The 20,424-nt window shown below is 71.8% G+C and carries 19 protein-coding genes and 1 pseudogene; 8 read left to right on the top strand and 12 right to left on the bottom strand.

Going from position 1 to position 20,424, the window contains the following annotated elements; all coding sequences use genetic code 11:
• The first annotated feature begins 26 nt into the window (after positions 1–26).
• The 5 genes from QFZ50_RS11030 (at position 27) to QFZ50_RS11050 (ending at position 4,620) form a co-directional block, all read left to right on the top strand.
• Positions 27–1,214, top strand: coding sequence for a Gfo/Idh/MocA family protein (locus QFZ50_RS11030; protein WP_307084136.1), 1,188 nt, complete (start codon positions 27–29; stop codon positions 1,212–1,214).
• Positions 1,211–2,365, top strand: a complete 1,155-nt coding sequence (locus QFZ50_RS11035; protein WP_307084137.1) for a dihydrodipicolinate synthase family protein — start codon at positions 1,211–1,213, stop codon at positions 2,363–2,365. Before QFZ50_RS11030 ends, QFZ50_RS11035 begins: the two co-directional genes overlap by 4 nt.
• Positions 2,362–3,252, top strand: coding sequence for a sugar phosphate isomerase/epimerase family protein (locus QFZ50_RS11040; RefSeq protein WP_307084139.1), 891 nt, complete (start codon positions 2,362–2,364; stop codon positions 3,250–3,252). The genes QFZ50_RS11035 and QFZ50_RS11040 overlap by 4 nt, the downstream gene beginning before the upstream one ends.
• A gap of 9 nt (positions 3,253–3,261) precedes the next feature.
• Positions 3,262–3,651: a nuclear transport factor 2 family protein gene (locus QFZ50_RS11045; protein WP_307084141.1), complete on the top strand. Its 390-nt coding sequence runs from the start codon at positions 3,262–3,264 to the stop codon at positions 3,649–3,651.
• 168 nt (positions 3,652–3,819) lie between these two features.
• Positions 3,820–4,620 (top strand): SRPBCC family protein, encoded by an 801-nt coding sequence (locus QFZ50_RS11050; RefSeq protein ID WP_373462270.1) that lies wholly within the window; start codon positions 3,820–3,822, stop codon positions 4,618–4,620.
• Between the two features lie 273 nt (positions 4,621–4,893).
• On the opposite strand, the gene tsaD is transcribed toward QFZ50_RS11050, so the two are convergent.
• From tsaD to alr, 5 genes are read right to left on the bottom strand one after another with little or no spacing between them, the layout of a single operon-like run.
• Positions 4,894–5,991: a tRNA (adenosine(37)-N6)-threonylcarbamoyltransferase complex transferase subunit TsaD gene (tsaD, locus tag QFZ50_RS11055; RefSeq protein WP_307084143.1), complete on the bottom strand. Its 1,098-nt coding sequence runs from the start codon at positions 5,989–5,991 to the stop codon at positions 4,894–4,896.
• Complete coding sequence (gene rimI, locus QFZ50_RS11060; protein WP_307084145.1) at positions 5,988–6,452, bottom strand: ribosomal protein S18-alanine N-acetyltransferase; 465 nt, start codon at positions 6,450–6,452, stop codon at positions 5,988–5,990. Before rimI ends, tsaD begins: the two co-directional genes overlap by 4 nt.
• Positions 6,449–7,129, bottom strand: a complete 681-nt coding sequence (tsaB, locus tag QFZ50_RS11065) for a tRNA (adenosine(37)-N6)-threonylcarbamoyltransferase complex dimerization subunit type 1 TsaB (protein WP_307084147.1) — start codon at positions 7,127–7,129, stop codon at positions 6,449–6,451. The genes rimI and tsaB overlap by 4 nt, the downstream gene beginning before the upstream one ends.
• Positions 7,130–7,138: 9 nt before the next feature.
• Positions 7,139–7,687 carry a tRNA (adenosine(37)-N6)-threonylcarbamoyltransferase complex ATPase subunit type 1 TsaE gene (gene tsaE, locus QFZ50_RS11070; RefSeq protein ID WP_307084149.1) on the bottom strand — a complete coding sequence of 183 codons (549 nt, stop codon included), beginning with the start codon at positions 7,685–7,687 and terminating at the stop codon, positions 7,139–7,141.
• The gene (alr, locus tag QFZ50_RS11075) at positions 7,671–8,834 is read right to left on the bottom strand and encodes an alanine racemase (protein ID WP_307084153.1); all 1,164 of its coding nucleotides are present in this window, start codon (positions 8,832–8,834) and stop codon (positions 7,671–7,673) included. Before alr ends, tsaE begins: the two co-directional genes overlap by 17 nt.
• A 74-nt stretch (positions 8,835–8,908) precedes the next feature.
• On the opposite strand from alr, the gene QFZ50_RS11080 reads away from it, so the two are divergent.
• A complete protein-coding gene (locus QFZ50_RS11080; protein ID WP_373462271.1) occupies positions 8,909–9,487 on the top strand; it encodes a GIY-YIG nuclease family protein in 579 nt (192 codons plus the stop codon).
• Between the two features lie 59 nt (positions 9,488–9,546).
• Here the strand turns inward: QFZ50_RS11080 and QFZ50_RS11085 are convergent, their stop codons facing one another.
• A complete protein-coding gene (locus QFZ50_RS11085) occupies positions 9,547–10,719 on the bottom strand; it encodes a PfkB family carbohydrate kinase (RefSeq protein ID WP_307084155.1) in 1,173 nt (390 codons plus the stop codon).
• Between the two features lie 115 nt (positions 10,720–10,834).
• Between QFZ50_RS11085 and QFZ50_RS11090 the strand changes: the two genes are divergently transcribed.
• Positions 10,835–12,205, top strand: coding sequence for a family 4 glycosyl hydrolase (locus QFZ50_RS11090; protein WP_307084157.1), 1,371 nt, complete (start codon positions 10,835–10,837; stop codon positions 12,203–12,205).
• Here the strand turns inward: QFZ50_RS11090 and QFZ50_RS11095 are convergent.
• The 3 genes from QFZ50_RS11095 to QFZ50_RS11105 all read right to left on the bottom strand — a co-directional run bounded on the left by QFZ50_RS11095 (position 12,160) and on the right by QFZ50_RS11105 (position 14,300).
• Entirely contained in the window at positions 12,160–12,963 is an 804-nt protein-coding gene (locus tag QFZ50_RS11095; RefSeq protein WP_307084159.1) for an HpcH/HpaI aldolase family protein, read from the bottom strand. The genes QFZ50_RS11090 and QFZ50_RS11095 overlap by 46 nt on opposite strands.
• A 186-nt stretch (positions 12,964–13,149) precedes the next feature.
• Positions 13,150–13,659 carry a GNAT family N-acetyltransferase gene (locus tag QFZ50_RS11100; RefSeq protein WP_307084161.1) on the bottom strand — a complete coding sequence of 170 codons (510 nt, stop codon included), beginning with the start codon at positions 13,657–13,659 and terminating at the stop codon, positions 13,150–13,152.
• 62 nt (positions 13,660–13,721) lie between these two features.
• A complete protein-coding gene (locus QFZ50_RS11105; protein WP_307084163.1) occupies positions 13,722–14,300 on the bottom strand; it encodes a hypothetical protein in 579 nt (192 codons plus the stop codon).
• Positions 14,301–14,388: 88 nt separating this feature from the next.
• On the opposite strand from QFZ50_RS11105, the gene QFZ50_RS11110 reads away from it, so the two are divergent.
• On the top strand, positions 14,389–14,811 hold the full coding sequence (locus tag QFZ50_RS11110) for a MarR family winged helix-turn-helix transcriptional regulator (RefSeq protein ID WP_307084165.1): 423 nt from the start codon (positions 14,389–14,391) through the stop codon (positions 14,809–14,811).
• Between the two features lie 128 nt (positions 14,812–14,939).
• Here the strand turns inward: QFZ50_RS11110 and QFZ50_RS11115 are convergent, their stop codons facing one another.
• The 3 genes and pseudogenes from QFZ50_RS11115 to treY form a co-directional block, all read right to left on the bottom strand.
• A complete protein-coding gene (locus QFZ50_RS11115) occupies positions 14,940–16,142 on the bottom strand; it encodes a GGDEF domain-containing protein (protein ID WP_307084167.1) in 1,203 nt (400 codons plus the stop codon).
• A 190-nt stretch (positions 16,143–16,332) separates the two neighbouring features.
• A complete protein-coding gene (treZ, locus tag QFZ50_RS11120; RefSeq protein ID WP_307084168.1) occupies positions 16,333–18,084 on the bottom strand; it encodes a malto-oligosyltrehalose trehalohydrolase in 1,752 nt (583 codons plus the stop codon).
• Positions 18,081–20,418: pseudogene (treY, locus tag QFZ50_RS11125) on the bottom strand (malto-oligosyltrehalose synthase). The gene treZ and the pseudogene treY overlap by 4 nt, the downstream one beginning before the upstream one ends.
• Positions 20,419–20,424: the final 6 nt, after the last annotated feature.

A 20,424-nucleotide genomic window follows, 5' to 3' on the forward strand; every position in this document is an offset into this window, starting at 1 on the left:
AACCCCCCCGGAACCAAGGAGTATCGATGTCGACGAGGACAATTGGGATCATCATGAACGGCGTCTCCGGACGCATGGGATACCGCCAGCACCTGGTCCGTTCCATTCTCGCGATCCGCGACCAGGGCGGTGTCCTCCTCTCCGACGGCACCAAAGTCCAGGTCGAACCGATCCTCGTCGGTCGGAACGAGGCCAAGCTCGCCGAACTCGCTGCGAAGCACGGCATCGAGCACTACTCCACCGACCTCGACAGCGTCCTCGCGGACCCGACCTGGGAGATCTACGCCGATTTCCTCGTCACCAAGGCACGCTCCGCAGCGATCCGGAAGGCGATCGCGGCGGGCAAGGCCATCTACACCGAGAAGCCGACCGCCGAGACCGCGGAGGACGCCCTCGAGCTCGCCAATCTGGCCGAGGCCGCCGGCATCAAGAACGGCGTGGTGCACGACAAGCTGTACCTGCCCGGCATGCAGAAGCTCAAGCGGCTCGTGGACTCCGGTTTCTTCGGCCGCATCCTCTCCGTCCGCGGCGAGTTCGGCTACTGGGTCTTCGAGGGCGACTGGCAGGATGCGCAGCGCCCCAGCTGGAACTACCGGGCGGAGGACGGTGGCGGGATCGTCGTCGACATGTTCCCGCACTGGAGCTACGTCCTGGAGAACCTCTTCGGGAAGGTCGAGTCCGTCTACGCCCGCGCCGTCACGCACATCGACGAGCGCGTCGACGAGCAGGGCCGCCCCTACCGCGCGACGGCCGACGACGCCGCCTACGCGGTGTTCGAGCTGGAGGGCGGCATCGTCGCCCAGCTCAACTCCAGCTGGACCGTGCGCGTGAACCGCGACGAGCTCGTGCAGTTCCAGGTGGACGGCACGCACGGCTCGGCCGTCGTCGGGCTGTTCGGCTGCAAGATCCAGCCGCGCAACGCCACCCCGAAGCCGGTCTGGAACCCCGACCTCGAGGAAACCCACGACTACGACGCCGACTGGATCGACGTGCCCACCAACGAGGTGGTCGAGAACGGCTTCAAGACGCAGTGGGAGGAGTTCCTGCGGCACGTGCTGGAGGACGGCCCGCACCCGTACGACTTCCTCGCCGGCGCGCGGGGCATGTACCTCGCGGAGCAGGGGCTGGAGAGCTCACGCACCGGACGCCGCCTCGACCTAGAGGACGTGCGCACCACGGCACTCCCCCTCGAGGAAGCGGTCACGTCGGCATGATCACGCTCGTCGATGCGGCCGGGGCCACCTCCGCCGTCGAACTGAATCCGGCGCCGGCATTCTCGAAGCCCTCGGCGCCCCTGCGCAGCCGCACGGTGTACGCCGCGGCGCACGTGGTCCCCCGGACCACGGGGGAGAACGTCCCCGGCTCACCGGCGGATCTCGACTGGGATGCGACCCTCGCGTTCCGGCACCACCTGTGGTCGTGGGGCCTGGGTGTGGCCGATGCCATGGACACCGCACAGCGCAACATGGGGCTCGACGCCGCTGCGACGCGCGAGCTGATCGCGCGCAGCGCCGCGGAGGCCCGCTCGGTGAACGGCGCACTGGTGGTCGGGGTGAACACCGACCACGTCGACGACGCCGTCATCGGGCTCGAGGCGGTCATCGACGCCTACAAGGAACAGCTCCACCTCACCGAGGACGCCGGCGCCTCCGTCGTCCTCATGGCGAGCCGCCACCTCGCACGTGCCGCCCGCACCGCCGAGGACTACGAGAGGGTGTACTCGGAGGTTCTGGCCGCCGCCGGCGCCCCCGTGATCCTGCACTGGCTCGGCAGCGCCTTCGACCCGGAGCTCGGCAGCTACTTCGGCTCCCCGGACACGGACGCGGCGTCGTCGACCCTCCTCAAGATCATCGCCAACGCGCCCGACAAGGTGGCCGGCGTGAAGATGAGCCTGCTGAACGCGGACTCCGAACGGGCGGTCCGGTCGCAGCTCAACGCACCGGCCCGCATGTTCACCGGGGACGACTTCAACTACGTCTCGCTCATCGGCGGGGACGCCTCGGGCTACTCCGATGCCCTCCTCGGCGCCTTCGCGGCCCTCGGCCCCCATGCCTCGGCAGCGGTCCAGGCACTCGACGCCGACGACCGCGCGGCCTACGAGCGGATCCTCGGACCCACCGAAGCGCTGTCACGCCAGATCTTCTCGGCGCCCACGTTCTACTACAAGACGGGCGTGGCCTTCCTCAGCTGGCTCAACGGACACCAGGCCGGCTTCGGCATGGTCGGTGGCCTGCAGGCCGCGCGGAGCCTGCCGCACCTGTCGGAGATCGTCCGTCTCGCCAACGCGTGCGGGGCCCTCGAGCAGCCGGAGCTCGCCCGGGAACGCTGGCACGCCCTGCTGGCCGTGAACGGGGTGGCAGCATGAGCACGCCGAACGGGCGCCTGTCCATCAACCAGGCCACCATCAAGTACGCCCCGCTCGCCGACGCCCTCCGGGTGACCGCCGACGCCGGGATCACCAGTATCGGACTGTGGCGCGACTCCGTGCAGGCCGCGTCACTGCCGGAGGCCGGGCGGCTGCTCGCGGACTCCGGGCTGCGCTTCTCCAGCCTGTGCCGGGGCGGGTTCTTCACCGTGCCGGAGGGCCGCGCACGCCGTGCGGCCATGGACGACAACCGGCGGGCCATCGAGGAGGCCGCGCACCTCGCGGCCTCGGGTGCTCCCGGCTCCGTGGCGGTCCTCGTCATGGTCGCCGGCGGGATCCCCCAGGGATCGCGGGACCTCGCGGGTGCCCGCGCCATGGTGCAGGACGCCCTCGCCGAACTGGTGCCCGATGCCGAGGCGGCGGGAGTGACGCTCGCCCTGGAGCCGCTCCATCCCATGTACGCCTCGGACCGCGCCGTCATCTCGACCCTCAAGCAGGCCCTCGACCTGTCCGCGCCCTTCTCCCCCGCGGCCGTCGGCGTCGTGGTCGACACCTTCCACGTCTGGTGGGATCCCGAGCTGTTCCCGCAGATCGAACGGGCAGGCGCCGAAGGCCGGATCGCGAGCTACCAGGTGTGCGACTGGACGACGCCGCTCGCGGCGGACGTCCTGCTCTCGCGCCACTACCCCGGGGACGGCGTCATCGATTTCGCCGCCATCACCCGGGCGGTGCAGGCCGCGGGATACGCCGGCGACATCGAGGTGGAGCTCTTCAACCAGGACATCTGGGACACTCCCCCGGCCGAGGCCGTCGCGCGCACGGTCGAGGGCTACGAGGCCCACGTCGCAGCACACCTGGGGCACCTGAGCGGGGACCTCCGCCGGTAGCATCGGGCCATGGAATCTACCGAGGTCGTCCGACGCTACTGGTCGTCGGTATGGAGCAGGGACTGGAACGCCGTGGGTGAGGCCCTCGCGGAGGACGTGGAGGTGTTCTGGCCCGTCACGCGCGAGGTCATCCGCGGCCGGGACAACATGGTGGCCGTGAACTCCGAGCATCCGAACGGATGGAGCATCGACGTCCTCAACGTCTACGATGCCGGCGAGGTCGTGGTGTCGGAGGTCCAGGTGCCGCAGGAGGACGTCGGGATCTTCCGGGTCGTGTCGATCTGGACCGTGGCCGACGGCGTCATCGCCTCCGGCCGTGAGTACTGGACGCTGTACGGCGGCGAGGAGGGCAGGGACTGGCGCCGCAAGTACGCGAGCGTCGGCGACCTGCCCTCCTGAGGAGCGCGGCGTCGGTTCCGGGAAGCCGCCGGGACGCCTCAGCACGATCGGTACTGGCAATAGTCCCGCGCGCACCATATGCTAAGCATGCTGATGATTTGGTCAGTGACCGCACCCACCCCAGACAAGGGAGGCATGATGAGCACGAAGGTCGAAGAAACCGTTGTAGTGAATCTTCCAGTGACGACCGTGTACAACCAGTGGACGCAGTTCGAGGAATTCCCGCACTTCATGGGCGGCATCAAGCAGATCACCCAACTCAGCGACGACCGCCTCGAGTGGGTCGCCGAGATCGGCGGCATCCGCCGTCAGTGGGAGGCGAGGGTCCTCGAGCAGGTACCCGACCGCAAGGTGTCCTGGGCTGCCACGGAGGGCGCGACCAATGCCGGCACCGTGTCCTTCGAGGATCTCGGCGGCACCACGCGCGTGAACCTCGTCCTGGAGTACGAGCCCGAGGGACTCGTCGAGAAGGTCGGCGACAAGCTCAATGTCGTGGAGAACCAGGCCAAGGCCGATCTGCACCGGTTCAAGGAATTCATCGAGTCGGAGAGCTACGCCACCGGCGCCTGGCGCGGGACCGTGGCCGGACAGCCCGGGACCCCCACGGTGGAGGACGCCGAGCAGTCGCGCGGTGACAGCGGCAAGGCCGGCGTGTCCGGCAAGGTCGCAGCCGGGGTCGGCGTCGCGGCAGCGGCCGCGGTGGCCGGTGTGGCCGCGGCGGCGGCCAGCAAGAAGGACGAGGACGTGGACACGGTGGAAGCCGTCGACACGGTGGACGTGGGCACGGTGCCCGTCGTCGATGCCGCGCCTGTCCCCGAGACCACGCCGATCGTGGACGAGGTGGACGTCGTCGACGTCGATCCCGTGCCGGCCGTGGACGGCGTCCCGGGAACGGGCATCCCGTCCGAGACCCAGGGGTTCGGGGACGAGACCGTCGACGGCGACGCGGGCCGTCGCGGCACGCTCTAGACCCTGATGTCCTGATGGACCGGATCCCTGCGGGGGTCCGGTCCATCGTCGTCCCGGCCGCCGTCCGCCGGCTCGTCCGGCTTCCGGAGGGACGCAGCGGACGGGCCGGGGACCTTGACACCTCCCCGGACCCGGGTGGTCGAATGGCTGCAGAGCTTGGCGACGGTCAAGCAGCCGGCGGCCGCCAAGCTCCCGGAAGGGCAGCCCTGCAGTGCACCCGGCCGACCCCCGGCGGGACCGGCGGACAGGCCGGGGCCGCGTACGCGGCGAGTCTTAGGATCCGCCGTCCTGGCCGGCCGCGAGGGCGATCTGCGTGACGGGCAGGGAGGGGTTCGTCCCGAAGGCGGTTCCGCTCGGTCGGCCCCCGTTCATCACGATCCGGGCCCCGAGCGCCGCGACCATGGCGCCGTTGTCGGTGCACAGCGACGGCGCCGGGACGGTCAGGGTGATGCCTGCGGCGGCACACCGCTCGCCGGTCAGTTCGCGCAGCCGCCGGTTCGCCGCCACGCCGCCTCCGAGCAGCAGGTTCGTGATCCCGTGCTCACGGCACGCGAGCACGGCCTTGGAGGTGATGATGTCCACCACCGCCTCCTGGAAGGACGCGGCGATGTCCGCCACGGGCACCTCCAGCCCCGCCGCCTCGTACTGTTCCACAGTGCGGGCGACGGCCGTCTTCAGCCCGCTGAAGGACCAGTCGTAGCGATGCGGGCCGGGCTGCTCCGCCGTCCCCATGTACTTCGGCTGCGAGAGGCCACGCGGGAAGCGGATCGCCGCCGGATTCCCCTCCCCCGCCAACCGGTCGATCACGGGCCCCCCCGGATACCCGAGGCCGAGGATGCGCGCCGTCTTGTCGTACGCCTCGCCGGCGGCGTCGTCGATCGTGGACCCCAGGAGCTCGACGTCGCTCGTGATGTCCCCGATCCGCAGGATCTCCGTGTGGCCACCGGACACGAGGAGTGCGCCGAGGTCCGGAGGAAGCCCGTCGGCGAACGTCCCTCCGAGCATCCCGACGCCGACGTGCGCGACGAGGTGGTTGATGGCGTAGAGGGGTTTCCCGGTGGCGACGGCGAGCGCCTTGGCGGCGGACACCCCGACCATGAGGGCGCCCGAGAGGCCCGGACCGGCGGTGACGGCGATGGCGTCGATCTCGTCGAGGGAGACACCGGCGTCGTCGAGCGCCGTCCTGAGGGTGGGCACGAAGGCCTCGAGGTGCGCGCGCGAGGCGATCTCGGGGATGACGCCGCCGAAGCGCACGTGCTCGTCCATCGAGGAGGACACGGTGTTGGTCAGCAGCTGCGTGCCGCGGACGATCCCGACGCCGGTCTCGTCGCACGAGGACTCGATGCCGAGCACCAGGGGTTCGCGTGTCATGGCGTGCCTCCGTCCGCGGTGAGGACGAGCCGCATGACCCAGGCGTCCACGCCGTCGCGGTAGTACCTCTTCCTCGTGTGGATCTTCACGAAGCCGAAGCGCGTGTACAGCTCCTGGGCGCGCGGGTTGTCGGCCCGCACCTCCAGCATCACGGTGTCCGCGCCGCGGCGCCCCGCCTCGTCGAGCAGTTCGGTGAGCATGGCGCGTCCGATGCCCTGGCCCTCGAAGCGTGGCAGCACGCCGATGGTCTGGATGTCCGCCGTCGTGTCGATGACCATGACGCCCGCATACCCCACGGCCTCGCCGTCGACCTCGGCCACGATGTAGCGCCGCGTGTCCGGCTGGAAGAACTCGGTGTAGAACATCTCGAGCGGCCAGGCGTCGGTGGGGAACAGCTCGTTCTCGAGGCGGCCGATGGTCTCGATGTCCTCGAAGGCGAGACTGCGCAGGCTGAAGCTCATGCCGTCGCCCGTTTCCGCGGGCCCGGTACCTTCGCGTCGGACTCCCGCAGGTACAGCGGGGCGGTGTCCCGCAGCGGTTCGCCCGAGAGGAGGCGCTGCCGGGCCACGCGGCCGAGCGAGGCGGCGTCGGGGTCCGACGCCGTGAAGTCCGGCAGGCCGTCGAGGTCGTCCGGGTAGAGGCCCGCGGCACGGCCCGCGAGGGGCATGCCCTTCGGCAGGCTCGCGGCGGTGCCGACGTGCGGGCCGTCGAGGAGCAGGGGCAGGAGGCCTTCCTCCGCCGGTGCGCGGTACGCGGCCCAGTACACCTCACCGCGGCGCGCGTCCGTGCCCACGAGGAAGGCGCTCCTGGCGGGGACGGCACCGCTCGCCGCGGCGTCGAAGGCGATCGCGTCGAGGCTGAGGACGCCGAGCAGCGGCACGTCCCAGACGAAGCCGAGGGTGCGTGCGGTGACGAGGCCGGCCCGCAGCCCCGTGAAGGGCCCCGGGCCCACGCCGGCGACGATGCCGTCCAGGTCGGAGCCGGCCACTGCGGCATCGGTGAGGATCCGCTGCACCGCGGGGGCGAGGACCTCGGCGTGGGAGCGCGTGTCGGCGCTGCCGAACCGGCCGACGACGACGTCGTCCCGCAGGAGCGCGACCGTCGCGGCAGCGGAGGTGTCGAGGGCGAGGAGAAGCACCAGTCCAGCCTAGTCGAGGACGATCGCCGGCGGCCCTGCATGCCAGCGCGGGCCGAAGCCCGAGAGGGTGACGATGCGCACCTCGTCCTCGCCGTCGTCGTCGAACGCGGTGGTCAGGCCGCCGGCAGCGGCTCCGGGCAGCGCCCCGCCGCGCGGCCGGAGGATCCCGACGTGCAGCCTGCTGTCGCTCAGGTGCTCCACCCGGCCCGCTCCCCACTCGATGACCGTGACGTTGGCGGCCAGCGTGGCCTCGAGGTCGAGGTCGTCGACGGCGGCGGCACTCTCGAGGCGGTACGCGTCGACGTGGATGAGGCCCGGCCCCCCACCGGCCGAGGGATGCTGGCGGACGAGCACGAAGGTCGGCGAGATGATGCGGTCCTCGACCGCGAGGCCGCGGCCGAGTCCCTGGGTGAACGTCGTCTTGCCGGCGCCCAGTTCACCGGACAGGACCAGCAGGTCCCCGGACCGGAGCTGCGGTGCGAGGCCGGCGGCGAGGGCCTGCAGCTCGGCCGCCGAGCCGACGTCGTAGGATGCGGTCCACTCAGGCGCCGTCGTCATCGCCCGCCTCCTGCCGTCCGTCCACGTAGACCCGGTCCACGCGGTCGCTGATCCGGGTGACCACCTCGTAGTTGATGGTCTGGGCGGCGGCGGCCCAGTCCTCGACCGGCGGCGAGCCGGCACCGCCGAAGAGCACGGCGCGTCTGCCGAGGGGGCTGTCCGGGGTGTCGACCAGTCCGGTGGTCCCGAAGTCGATGACGAGCTGGTCCATGGCGATCCGGCCGACCACCGGGTAGATGCGGGAGCCGACGAGGACCGGGGCACCCGTGGCGATGCGGGGGACGCCGTCGCCGTAGCCGACGGGGATGAGCCCGAGCGTGGTGGGCTTCTGCGTGCGGTAGGCGTACCCGTAGGAGACCCCCTGGCCCGCGGGCACCTCCTTGCAGTTCGAGACGGTGGTGCTGAGGGTCATGACGGGCCGGAGGCCCAGTTCGGCGGAGCCCTGGTCGGAGAAGGGCGAGAGCCCGTAGATGCCGAGGCCCACCCGCACGAGGTCGAAGTGGCAGTCGGGCCGCGAGAACGTGGCGGGCGTGTTCGCGAGGTGCCGCACCTCGACGTCGATCCCGGCGTTCTCCGCCGCGGCGACGGCCTCGCGGAACGCCTGCACCTGCAGGTCCGTCTCGGGCCGTGCCGGCTCGTCGGCGACGGCGAGGTGGGAGAAGACCCCGACCACCCGGATCAGCCCCTCCTCCTGATAGGACACGGCCCGGCTGAGCAGGGCGTCCCACTGCTCCGGCGGGCAGCCGTTGCGGCCGAGGCCCGTGTCGATCTTGAGGTGCACGATCGCGGGTCGTTCCAGTTCGCGGGCGGCCGCGACGACATGCTCGAGTTCCCACCCGGAGATGCCGAGGTCCAGGCCGTGTTCGACGCCGGAGGTGAAGTCGGTACCCGAGGTGTGCAGCCAGGCGAGGATGGGGGCCTCGATGCCGGCCTTCCGCAGGGCGACGCCCTCGCTGACGTGTGCGACGCCGAGCCAGGCGGCGCCCGCCTCCAGGGCGGCCCGGGCGACCGGGAGGGCGCCGTGCCCGTAGGCGTTGGCCTTCACGACGGCCATCACCCGGGCGGGGTGGGCGACGTCGCGCACGTGCCGGATGTTGTGCCGCAGGGCGTCGAGGTCGATCTCTGCAACACGTTCGGTGGAAGTCACCCGCCCTATTCTGCCAGCTTGCACGGCAGCGCTCCGGGTTGATCGGCCGGGACGGAGGGTGAACAATCGAAGGCGTGTTCGATCCTCCGCCCGCCGCCACCGTGTGCATCCTCCCGGACGCTGCGGGGCAGGCCTGCGGCAGGGCTACCGGCGGTGCCCCTTTCCCGCTCTGCCCGGCGCACGTCGCGTCGGTCGCCGACTGGTCGGAGGCCCACTGGGGGACGACCGACCTCCTGCCGTCACCCTGCCGGGCGTGCGGCTCCCGGATCGGCGTGCGGTATCCCTCGGGCTGGGCGTGCGCGGCCTGTGAATGGCGGGTCGGCGACGTCCTCGACGACGGCCTGCCGCCCCCGCGCGTCGACGTCGTCTACTACCTCCGGTTCCGGGACCGCATCAAGATCGGGACGACGGCGAACCCGCGCCAGCGCCTCGCACGCATCTGGCACGACGAGGTCCTGGCGTTCGAACGCGGCGACCGGCTCGTCGAGCGGCGCCGGCACGAGCAGTTCGCCGCCCTGCGCCTCGACCGCTCGGAGTGGTTCACGGCGGCACCCGACCTCGAGGAGCACGTCGGGCGGCTCGCGGCGGGCGTCGTCGACCCGTGGGCCCTGTACGCACGCTGGCTCGGCGAGGCCGCGGCCCTGCAGGGCTGACCGGCCCGGGACCCGGCGTCGTCCGGCTCAGCGGCGTCCCGGCTCAGCTCGGACAGGTCTCAGCGCGAACAGGTGTCGCCCCGGCCGTCCGCCGGCTCACCGCCCCGATCTTCACCCTGGCCCGGAACGGCCGGACGGCCCGGCGGCGAGGCGTCGGACTGGCGGGCCATGGTCGCCGTCGCCCGGCGCAGGGCCTCCGTCGGGACGTCGGACACCAGGTCCTCGAGGAAGGCGTACCGGCGCAGCCACTGGCGCCGCACGCCGTCGCGCCCGGCATTGACCCGATGCCACCAGTCGGCGATGTCCCCCCACCCCGGCGCCGCCAGGGAACCCCCGACGTGCTGGACCGAGAGCGACGCGCAGAGGTTCGCGAAGCGGAGGCGTTCCGCGAGCGGGAAGCCCGCGAGATCGCCCATGACGAAGGCCGCCCCGAAGCAGTCGCCAGCACCCGTCGGGTCGTATGCGGACACGGGGAGCGCCGGCACCCACTCCTCCTCCCCCGTCTCCGAATCGATCGCCATCGCCCCTTGCTGGCCGACCGTCACGACGGCCACGGGCACGCGGTCCGCGAGCGCGTACAGGGCGGCCCACGGGTCGTCGGTCCGGGTGTAGGCCATCGCCTCGGCGGCGTTGGGCATGAACGCATGGAAATGCTCGAGCGAGGCCAGCGTCTCGGGCGCCCACTCCCCGGCCGCGTCCCAGCCGACGTCGCCGAACAGCTTGGTGCCGGCGGCGGCGGCCGCGCCGGCCCAGGGCTCCACCTCCCGCCCGAGGCTGACGATGGCGGCACGGCAGGACGGCGGCGTCCCGATCAGTTCGGTGGCGCTCAGCGGGGAGGGGTGCCCGTGCGTGATCATCGAGCGGTCCTGATGCACGGAGAGGGACACTGTGACCGGCGAATGCCAGCGCCCGAACACGCGCGACCGGGAGAGGTCGACGTGCTCCTGGTCCTGCAGCACGTCCCAGTTGAACTGGCCGTAGCCGTCGTCCCCGAAGGCTGCCGCGAGGGTGGTGCGCAGGCCCAGTCGGCTCGCGGCGATGGCCTGGTTGGCGATTCCGCCCGGCCCCGACCCCATGCCCTCGGTCCACACCTCCGTGCCGGGGGACGGCAACTGCTCGAGGCCCGTGAAGATGATGTCGAAGAACACCTGTCCGGCGAGCAGGAGGTCGAATTCGGGTCCGTCGGGGCTGCGCGTGGCCGCCAGCGGATCGAAACGGTGCTGTTGGAGCATGTACGGCAGAATACTTCCCAGGAGCCGGTCGCGGGGCGACCCGCAGCCCGAAAGCCCTGTTTCGAGCCCCGGTAGCAGCAGCCCGGCGACACCCACGACGAAAGCAGGACGAACCTTGGCCCAGACGGTCGGAACCGGTGCGCGCCTCGTGATCGTGGGCGGCGGAGGGTTCCGTGTGCCGCTGGTGTACCGCGCGCTCGCGGAGGGCCCGTTCGCCGGGCTCGTGTCCGACGTCGTGCTGCTCGACGCCGAACCGGAGCGCGCGCGGGCCATCGCACGGGTGCTCGGGGGCCTGCCGCACACGGGTGGTGTTCCCCGGCCGTCGGTGCGCGTCGCGGACCGCCTCGAGGACGCGCTGCCGGGCGCCGACGTCGTCTTCGCCGCGGTGCGCAGCGGAGGGACCGAGGGGCGCATCCTCGACGAGCGGGTGGCCCTGGCCGCGGGGCTCCTCGGGCAGGAGACCGTCGGCGCCGGCGGGATCTCCTACGCCCTCCGCTCCATCCCCGACATGATGCAGGTGGCGCGGGCCATGCGCGACGTCGCGCCGGACGCGTGGCTCGTCAACTTCACGAACCCCGCCGGGATGGTCACCGAGGCGCTGTCCGGGATCCTGGGTCCGCGGGTCGTCGGGATCTGCGATTCGGCCTCGGGCCTCGTGGCGCGCGCCGCACGGGCCGCCGGAGTCGACCTGCACGGCTCGCTGGCCGGCGTCGACTACGTGGGACTGAACCACCTGGGCTGGCTCCGCGGGCTCCACGACGGCGGCACGGACCGCCTCCCGGGGCTGCTCGCCGATCCGCTGCGTCTGGCCGGCTTCGAGGAGGGGCGGCTCTTCGGCCCGGACCTGCTCCGGATCCTCGGTGCACTGCCCAACGAGTACCTCTTCTACTACTACTTCCACCGGGAGGCGCTCCGCTCCATCGGCGCTGCGGACCGGACGCGCGGGGAGATCCTGCGGGACCAGCAGCGGGACCTGTACCCCCGGCTCGTCGCCGCCGAGGACCCCGCCGCCGTGTGGGAAGCGGCGCGGCTCGAGCGGGAGTCCGGCTACCTCGCCGAGGCCCGGACCGACGACGAGGAACGCGACGAGGCGGACCTCGCCGGCGGCGGCTACGAACGCGTCGCACTGCAGGTCATGCGGGCGCTGCTCACGGGCCGGCGTGCGGAGCTGATCCTCAATGTGCGCAACGGATCGGCGTTCCCCGGACTGCCGGCGGATGCGGTCGTCGAGGTGCCGTCCGTCGTGGACGCGGCCGGGGCGCGTCCCCTGCCCGCGGCACCCCTGACCGCCCACCAACTCGGGTTGATGGCGGCGGTCAAGGCCGTCGAGCAGGACACGGTGCGTGCGGCGGTGCACCGGGACCGCGATGCCGCCCTCCGGGCCCTCGCCGGGCACCCGCTGGTCGACTCCTTCCACGCGGCGAGGGCGGCGCTCGCCGGCTACGAGGAGGCGTTCCCCGCGTTGAAGGCCTCCTGGGCCGGCTGAGCCGCCCCGTCCGACAGCACCCGCCGGCGTACCTCCCCGACCCCCAGGGACAGCAGGGCGGCGTCGGTGGTAGCGGCGATCCACTCGAAGCCCGCTGCGGCCAGCAGGGCGGCCCGCTCGGGTGTCCCGGCATAGGCGCCGGCGGTGATCCCGGCGTGCTTGCAGGCGCGGGTGATCCGCGTGAGGTGCGCGTCCTCCCCTGCGTGCGCCGCGAGCAGGTCATCGGGCTGCAGGCCGAGCGCGAGTGAGAGGTCGAACGGGCCGACGAAGATCATGTCGACACCAGGGACCGCGGCGATCGCCTCGACGGCGTCCAGCGCGGCAGCGGTCTCGATCATCACGGCGCACAGCGGGACGGCGTGCGGGCCGCTGTCGGAGCCCGGGCCGTGGATCGGGCGGCTGCCGTTCAGGGGCCCCCAGCTGCGCGCGCCGGCCGGGGGATAGTGACTCGCGGCCACCGCCCGCTCGGCGTCGGCCACGCTGTCCACGAGGGGGACGACGACGCCGTCCGCTCCCGCGTCGAGCGCCCGCCCGATCAGCGCCGCGTCGTTGGCGGCGACGCGGACGAGCATCGGGGCCGCACCCGACGGGCGGAGACCGAGCGTGTCCCGGAGGGAGCGGTCGTCGAAATGCCCGTGCTGCGCGTCGAGGCCGATCCAGCCGACGCCGGACCTCGCCAGCTCGGCGGTCACGCGGGGTTCACCGAGGACCGCCCAGGCACCGAGCAGCGGATCGTGGACAGGCGATGTCGAGGTCATGCCCCATTGTGTCCCGTGCGTGCAAGCGGCACGTCCCGGCCCGACGTGCGGACGGCCCGACGTGCGGACGGCCCGACGTGCGGACGTGCGAACGGTTCAGCGCGGGTCGGAGAAGGATGCGTCCTGGACACGCGGTGCGACCTGTCGTCGGGGAGCGCTGTCCCGCCGGGACTCCGTCTTCGGCACCTAGAGGGAACGGTGCATGATGTGGAGTCCTGTCGGTCCGGCCGAGGGGTGCAGGAACGCCCCCGGGACCGTCCCGATAATCGCGAATCCGAGGGAGACCCACAGGGCGACGGCGCGCTCGTTGGTCTGGACGACGGCGTTGAACTGCATGGCCGTGTAACCCGCCGCACGCGCTTCGTCGAGCACGTGGCCGGCGAGGGCGCGGCCGACACCCCGGCCGCCGGCGTCGGCCGCCACCAGGAAGGAGGCGTTCGCGACGTGCGCCCCGTTGCCGCCCCGGTTGGCGTGGAGCTGTGCCGTGCCCACCACGCGATCGGTCTCCGCGTCGACGGCCACGTGGACGACGAGCGTGGGATCGGTTCCGTCCGCCCCCGGGAGCCACTCGAGCCGACCGGCAGCCTCGTCCATGGACGTGTCCCAGCAGTAGGTCTCACCCGCCCGGGCCACCGGCTCCATGATGGCCCAGAGGGCGGGCCAGTCCCCCGGAGCGGCACTGCGGAACTGCAGCATCAGGCGTGGCGGGCGTCGGCCCGCATGATGCGTCGAGTCTCCTGGTCCATCCATCGATGATGTCATGGCCGGGACGGGACCGCCGCTCCGGCCCGAGCCCGGACCCGGCGGTCGACACCGACGGCGAGCAGGAGCAGCGGGACGGCGAGGTAGGCCGCCAGGCCCGCGGCGCGCTTCGCTGCGGTCGCGGCCCCTCCGAGGTGTGCGGGCAGGTCCCCGACGGCGGGCCACGTCGACAGGAGGTGCCAGACCATCGCGTTCTCGCCGTAGTCGAGCACGGTCATCGCCACGGCGGGGACCAGCAGGAGTCGCCATGCCCGGCCGGGCAGGCGCCGGATCACCAGGGCGGACACGAGCAGCAGGGCCAGGCCGCCGAGCAGCGGGTACGCGAGATCGAGCAGTTCCAGCCGGAGATAGGCCGCCCGTCCCCCGGCCCCGCAGGCCGCGACCAAGTCCCGTGCGTCCGTGGCGGTCCAGTGGCCGCGCACATCCAGCGCGCTCCGCCCGTGGCAGGCCCGGGGCACCGCGCCGGTCAGACCGGGGAGGCCGGGGAGGCCGAACATGGCCAGCGCGCTGAGCCCGAAGAGGAGCCAGACGGCGACGACCACCCGGGCACGGACCATCGCACGCCACACCGTCACGGCCGCCGATGCTACGATTTCGTAATACTTTTGCATGGGAGAGATAGTGCGAGATCGCAGTAATTCTGTCAAGGGCGAGGAGTCGAACGTGCTCTTCGACACCTGGCTCACCTCCCGCGCGGCCATCGCGCTGCTGGACGGCGCACTGGCCGGCAGCGGCCTGGACGCCGAGGACTTCGCCGTCTACTCCGTGCTGCGGCAGTCCGGAGAGATCAGCCCGGGCGACCTCGCCCGGTGGATGTCCGCCCCGGCCACCACGGTGTCCAGCCACGTCAAGCGGCTGGTCGCACGAGGGCACGTCCGGCAGGTTCCCCACCCGGACGATCGCCGGTCCTACCGCATCACGCTCACCGACGCGGGCCGGGAGGTCCATGACACGGCAGGCCGGCACTTCCGGTCCGCCCTGACCGCCGTCGAGCAGGCCCTCCCCCGGCCCGCCGGCGAGGTGCAGCAGGCACTACGGGACCTGCACACCGCGATCGGCGCGGCCGGCGCCGGCGACAAGCGATAGCGGGGCGCCCGCACGCCGGAGTCCGAGGGATGCCTCCACCGGATGCCGTGCCGCCCTGTCCCTACCCCGGTCGGGCGGTCGGTCGGTCCCCGGTCGGTCGGTCGGTCGGTCGGGGCAGCATCCCCCGATCAGGCGCCGGGCGGGCCCGCTGGGCCTGCGGAGGAGTCGCGCCCCTGCTCCAGCGCCGGGCCGACGGCCCGGACGGACCTGTCGCGGCCGCTGGCCTTCGCGGCGTAGAGCGCCCGATCCGCCGCGGCGATCGCGGCGTCCAGGTCGTAGTCGCTCGCTTCGATCGCGGCGATGCCGTAGCTGACCGTCGGCATCTCGAACCCTCCGGGGGTCGAGTGTCCGCGGAGGGCCAGGCTCACCGCCCGGGTGATGTCCTCGCTCCGGGAGACCGAGGCACCGGGCAGCAGGAAGATGAACTCCTCGCCCCCGTAGCGCCCCACGAGATCCGTGGACCGGACGGTCTCGGTGCAGGCCTCGGCGAAGGTCTGCAGCACGGTGTCCCCCGCCGCGTGCCCGTGCGTGTCGTTCACGGCCTTGAAGAAGTCGAGGTCCGCGAGGATCAGCGTGCCGGGGCGATCCGCCCGGGCGAGACGGTCGGTATGGGTGGCGGCGAGGTCGAGGAAACCCGATCGGTTGAGCAGCCCGGTCAGCGCGTCGCGGTCGGCGCGCGCCCGGAGATCGGTGGCGATCTGCTCGGCGCTCAGCGCTGCCGCACTGAAGGACACGACGACCAGCAGGAGCATGGTGACCAGCGTGGTGGTGCCCGAACCGAAGTAGGTGGTGAAGACGTAGCCGTCGGGGCCCTCGATGACGAACGCGAGGCACCGTGCCAGGTAGAGGATCGCCACCAGGCCGGAGGAGACCGCGAGGGGAGCCTGGACCTTGCTGTAGCTGCTCGGCAGGCGCCACAGCTCCCAGGAGGCGAGGCCGATGCTCAGCGCCATCATCCCGAGGAACACCGCACCGCCGGACCACGAATCGGCGGCGGGGTCGTCGAGTGCCGAGGCCAGCAGCGTGAGCAGCGGCGCCGCCGTCAGCTGCAGCCATGCCGGCCTGCTCGTACGCAGGGTCCGGGCTCCTGCCCAGACGCACACCGCCCCCATGACCAGCAGCGTGTTGCCCAGGGGGTTGGCCCAGACCTGGTGCGCCGTTCCGTCCAGCAGGTAACTGGTGGTCCCCGTGAAGAAGAGGGCGATCGCCGCGCACCACCAGGCGCTGTAGGCCGAGCGCGTCTGGCGGAACGACACCGTGTAGAAGAGCACGAAGAGCGTGATGGCGATGGCCCCGAATGCGATCTGCAGGGTCGTCGTGTCCAGGGTCATGTGTCCTTGCCGCCTCGTGCCGTCCGGGTACCGCTCCCGGCGGTCACCGGCCCCGCCGGCGAGGGCGACGGGACCCGATCCGGCGCAGGGAAGAGTGTCCCGCCCAGTATGCCCGGGGGCGCCGACCGTTCGGCGCCCCCGGGGTCAGTCCTGTCGGAACCCTTGCACAGTCCTGAACTATGCCCCCGGACTACGCCCTGCCCGGGCGGAGGACGAGCGACGCATGGGGCGGGAGCTGCACCGTGTCCGCGAGCAGCCCGACGCCGTCGACCGTCGACAGGAGCACTTCCGCGTCGGCACCCCGGACGGGCACGGTCACCATGGCGTCACCCAGGTTCAGGATGACGACGGTGCTGCCCCGGTGCAGGACGAGCCAGCGGTCCTCCTCGTCGAAGTCGACGGAGACGCTGCCGAAATCGGCGTCGTGCAGTTCGGGGTGCGAACGGCGGAGCCGGATGAGGTCGCGGTACGTGGCGAGCAGTTCGGCGTGGTGCCCCTGCCCGGCCTCCGCCCAGTTCAGCTTGGCGGACGCGAAGGTCTCCGGGTCCTGCGGATTGGGCACGTCCTCCGGGCGCCAGCCCATCCGCTCGAACTCCTTGAGCCGCCCCTCGGCCGTGGCCTTGCCGAGCTCCGGCTCCGGGTGCGAGGTGAAGAACGGCCACGGTGTGGACGCCCCGAACTCCTCGCCCATGAAGAGCATCGGTGTGAAGGGCCCGAGGATGTTCAGGACGGCCGCCTGCGCGAGCTGTGCCGGGTTCAAGGTGGCACTGATGCGGTCACCGGCGGCCCTGTTGCCGATCTGGTCGTGGTTCTGGGTCGCGACGACGAGCTGGAGCGGGGACACCCGTGACGGGTCGATCTCGCGGCCGTGGTGACGTTCACGGAAGGACGAGTAGGTGCCGTTGTGGAAGAAGCCCTTCTCGAGGACCTTCGCCAGCGCGCCGACCGAGTCGAAGTCGGCGTAGTACCCCTCCGTCTCGCCCGTGAGGTTGACGTGCACCGCGTGGTGGAAGTCGTCGCTCCACTGCCCGGCGAGGCCGTAGCCCCCGACGTCGCGGCTCTGGATGAGGCGCGGATTGTTGAGGTCGGACTCGGCGATGAGGAACAGCGGCTTCCCGAGCTCCTCGGCCCACTCGTCGGTCCGTGTCGCGAACTCCTCGAGGATGTGGACGGCGCGCTCGTCGTGGAGCGCGTGCACGGCGTCGAGCCGGAGGCCGTCCACGTGGTAGTCCCTGAACCACAGGGCCAGGTTCTCGATCACGTAGTTCCGCACCTCGTCCGACTGCGGTCCGTCGAGGTTGAGCGAATCGCCCCACGTGTTCGACATCCCCTCGGTGAGGTACGGGCCGAAGAGACCGAGGTAGTTGCCGCTCGGGCCCAGGTGGTTGTGGACGACGTCCTGGATGACGCCGAGGCCCTTCTGGTGTGCGGCGTCGACGAACCGCTGGTATGCGGCGGGACCGCCGTAGGTCTCCTGCACGGCGTACCAGAGCACGCCGTCGTAGCCCCAGTTGTGGGTGCCGTTGAAGGCGTTCACGGGCAGCAGTTCCACGAACTGCACCCCGAGGTCCACCAGGTGGTCGAGCTTGCCGATCGCGGCGTCGAGCGTCCCCTCGGGCGTGAAGGTGCCGAGGTGCATCTCGTAGATGACCCCGCCGGTGAGGCCCGGGGACTGCCACGACTCGTCCTGCCACTCGTGCGCCGTCGTGTCGAAGGTGCGCGAGAGCTGGTGCACGCCCTCGGGCTGGCGGCGCGAGCGCGGGTCGGGGACCGGGGTGTCGGAGCCGTCGACGAGGTACCCGTAGGCGATGTCCGACGACGGCGGCGCGTCGGTCGGGTGCCACCAGCCGCCCTCGCCCTGCGTCATCGGGTAGTGCGTGCCGTCCGCCACGAGGGTCAGGGACTCGGCGCGGGGCGCCCAGACGTCGAACGGTGAACTCATGCTGCGTCCTCCTGGACCAGTAGGGCTGCGGGGAAGGTGGAGAAGAGGTCGGCTGCACGCACGGTGCCTCCGGTGACGGCGGTGCCGGTGAGCACGCACGTGTAGCTGCCGGCCGGGATCTGCAGGGTGGTGTCCCCCCACCCGCCGCGCTGCGCCAGCCCGTGGGGCAGGCGCGTGATCAGGGTGACGGCACCGCCGCGGTCGAACCCGAACACGTGGTCGGCGGCGTCACCGGACGCTGCGACGGCCGTGTATCCGGTGAAGAGCTCCGGACGGTCGCGCCGCAGCTTCAGGGCGCGGGAGACGACGAGCAGCTTGGCGTGCGCGTCCGCTCCGATCTGCGGCAGGGCGCCGAAGGCGAGGTCGGTCAGCACCTGCCGGCGTGCGTCGTAGTCCACCTCGCGGCGGTTGTCGGGGTCCACCAGCGACGTGTCCCAGAACTCCGTGCCCTGGTAGACGTCCGGAACACCCGGCATGGTCAGCTGCAGCAGCTTCAGTCCGATCGAGTTGGACCATCCCGCCGCCTGGATCCGCTCGACGAAGCCGCTGATGATGCCGGAGACGGCGCCGTCGTCGAAGGCTGCGTCCACGGCGGCATGCATCCCGCGTTCGAAGTCCTCGTCCGGGGCGGTCCAGTGCGTGCTGAGATCGGCCTCGCGGGACGCCTTCTCGGCGTAGGCGTGCGCACGCTCCCGGCTGAGCGGCCAGGCACCGATGAGCGACTGCCAGAGCAGCGGCGCGAACGTGGGGTCGTTCACGGGGGCGAGCTCCTCGAGCCGGGCGAGGAGGGCGGTCCACTCCTCGGCCACCTCGGAGAGGACCGAGATGCGGGCGCGGGTGTCCTCGCTCCGCTTCGTGTCGTGGGTGCTCAGCGTCGTCATGGCCAGCGGGCTGTCCGTCTCGCGCCGAAGCAGGCGCCGGTGCAGTTCCAGCGGGTCGACCGAGAAGATCCCCGGGTCCGCGCCGACCTCGTTGAGGGAGACGAGGCGCGAGTACCGGTAGAACGCGGTGTCCTCCACGCCCTTCGCCATGACCATGCCCGAGGTCTGCTGGAACCGCCGGGCGAGCTCGGTCAGCTCTCCCGTGCCGTCTCCCGTACCGTCTCCGGTGCCGTCGAGGAAGGGATTGAGGAGCGGGTGCAGCGCGGTGATCGTGTCCGCGAGATCGGGCCGGCGCACCTGCGCGTCCCGCACCGCCTCGGCGAGGTACTCCGCGCCACCGGGGAGGTAGCTGCGGTAGACGGGGAAGCAGGTCAGCAGTTCTGCGATCGCGTCCGCTGCGGCGTCGGCCTCGAGTCCCGCGGCGGCCGGCACGAGCCGCGTCAGACGCTGCACCTCGGAGTGGAGGATGCCGTCGGTGATGCCGCGCTTGGTGCCGTGGATCATCTCGTGGAACGGGGCCACGGGCACGGACGCGGTGAGCGCGTGCTCGCCCGCCGGATCGGTGAAGAGCCGGTCGATGTCCGCGAGCGCGTCGTACCCGGTGGTCCCCTCGGTGGCCCAGTCCCCGGGGAGCTCCTCCCCCGGTTCCAGGATCTTCTCGACGAGGACGTACGCGCCGCCGGTCAGGGTGCGGAGGTCGTCGAGGGTAGCCCTTGGGATCGGCGAGGCCGTCGGGGTGGTCGATCCTCAGGCCGTCCACGAGGCCCTCGTCGAACCATCGCCTCACTTCGCTATGGCTCTCCTGGAACACCCACGGCACCTCGACGCGCAGGCCCGCGAGGGTGTTCACGCCGAAGAAGCGCCGGTAGTTGAGTTCGCGGTCGGCGCGGCGCCAGTTCACGAGCTCATAGTGCTGGCGGGCATGCACCTCGGCACCCGTGTCACCCGGATGCGCCGTACCCTCGGCGATCGGGTACCGGTTGTCGTAGTAGCGCAGCTCACCGTCGACGACCGCGAGCTGGTCCAGTTCGTCGTCGCCGTCGCCCAGGACGGGGACGCGGATCCGCCCGCCGTTGGCGTCCCAGTCGACGTCGAACGCCTCCGCCATGCGCGAGGTACGGCCCTCCCTGAGGAGCTGCCACCACCAGGCGTTGTCGGCGGGCGTCTCGATGCCCATGTGGTTGGGCACGATGTCGACGAGCACCCCCATGCCCGCGGCCCGGGCGGCCTCGCTGAGCGCAGCGAGGCCGCCGGGACCGCCGCGGTCGGGGTCGACGGCGGTGGGGTCGGTCATGTCGTAGCCGTGGCCGGACCCCTTCTCCGCCGTCAGGATCGGTGACAGGTACACCCAGTCCACCCCGAGGTCGTGCAGATACGGCACCAGGGCCGCAGCCCGATGCAGGTCGAATTCGCTCCGGATCTGCAGCCGGTAGGTGGATTTCGGTGTCAACACGTGGGG

Source organism: Arthrobacter agilis, assembly GCF_030816075.1.
In the GTDB taxonomy this organism is placed as follows: Bacteria; Actinomycetota; Actinomycetes; order Actinomycetales; family Micrococcaceae; genus Arthrobacter_D; species Arthrobacter_D agilis_E.

Bases quoted from the DNA above. Each gene is read 5' to 3' on its own strand.
- QFZ50_RS11030 (WP_307084136.1), top strand. From the start codon at position 27: ATGTCGACGAGGACAATTGGGATCATCATGAACGGCGTCTCCGGACGC.
- QFZ50_RS11040 (WP_307084139.1), top strand. From the start codon at position 2,362: ATGAGCACGCCGAACGGGCGCCTGTCCATCAACCAGGCCACCATCAAG.
- QFZ50_RS11100 (WP_307084161.1), bottom strand. From the start codon at position 13,659: ATGCTGCAGTTCCGCAGTGCCGCTCCGGGGGACTGGCCCGCCCTCTGG.
- rimI (WP_307084145.1), bottom strand. From the start codon at position 6,452: ATGAGCTTCAGCCTGCGCAGTCTCGCCTTCGAGGACATCGAGACCATC.
- tsaE (WP_307084149.1), bottom strand. From the start codon at position 7,687: ATGACGACGGCGCCTGAGTGGACCGCATCCTACGACGTCGGCTCGGCG.
- QFZ50_RS11085 (WP_307084155.1), bottom strand. From the start codon at position 10,719: ATGCTCCAACAGCACCGTTTCGATCCGCTGGCGGCCACGCGCAGCCCC.
- QFZ50_RS11035 (WP_307084137.1), top strand. From the start codon at position 1,211: ATGATCACGCTCGTCGATGCGGCCGGGGCCACCTCCGCCGTCGAACTG.
- QFZ50_RS11095 (WP_307084159.1), bottom strand. From the start codon at position 12,963: ATGACCTCGACATCGCCTGTCCACGATCCGCTGCTCGGTGCCTGGGCG.
- treZ (WP_307084168.1), bottom strand. From the start codon at position 18,084: ATGAGTTCACCGTTCGACGTCTGGGCGCCCCGCGCCGAGTCCCTGACC.
- tsaD (WP_307084143.1), bottom strand. From the start codon at position 5,991: ATGACACGCGAACCCCTGGTGCTCGGCATCGAGTCCTCGTGCGACGAG.
- QFZ50_RS11115 (WP_307084167.1), bottom strand. From the start codon at position 16,142: ATGACCCTGGACACGACGACCCTGCAGATCGCATTCGGGGCCATCGCC.
- QFZ50_RS11045 (WP_307084141.1), top strand. From the start codon at position 3,262: ATGGAATCTACCGAGGTCGTCCGACGCTACTGGTCGTCGGTATGGAGC.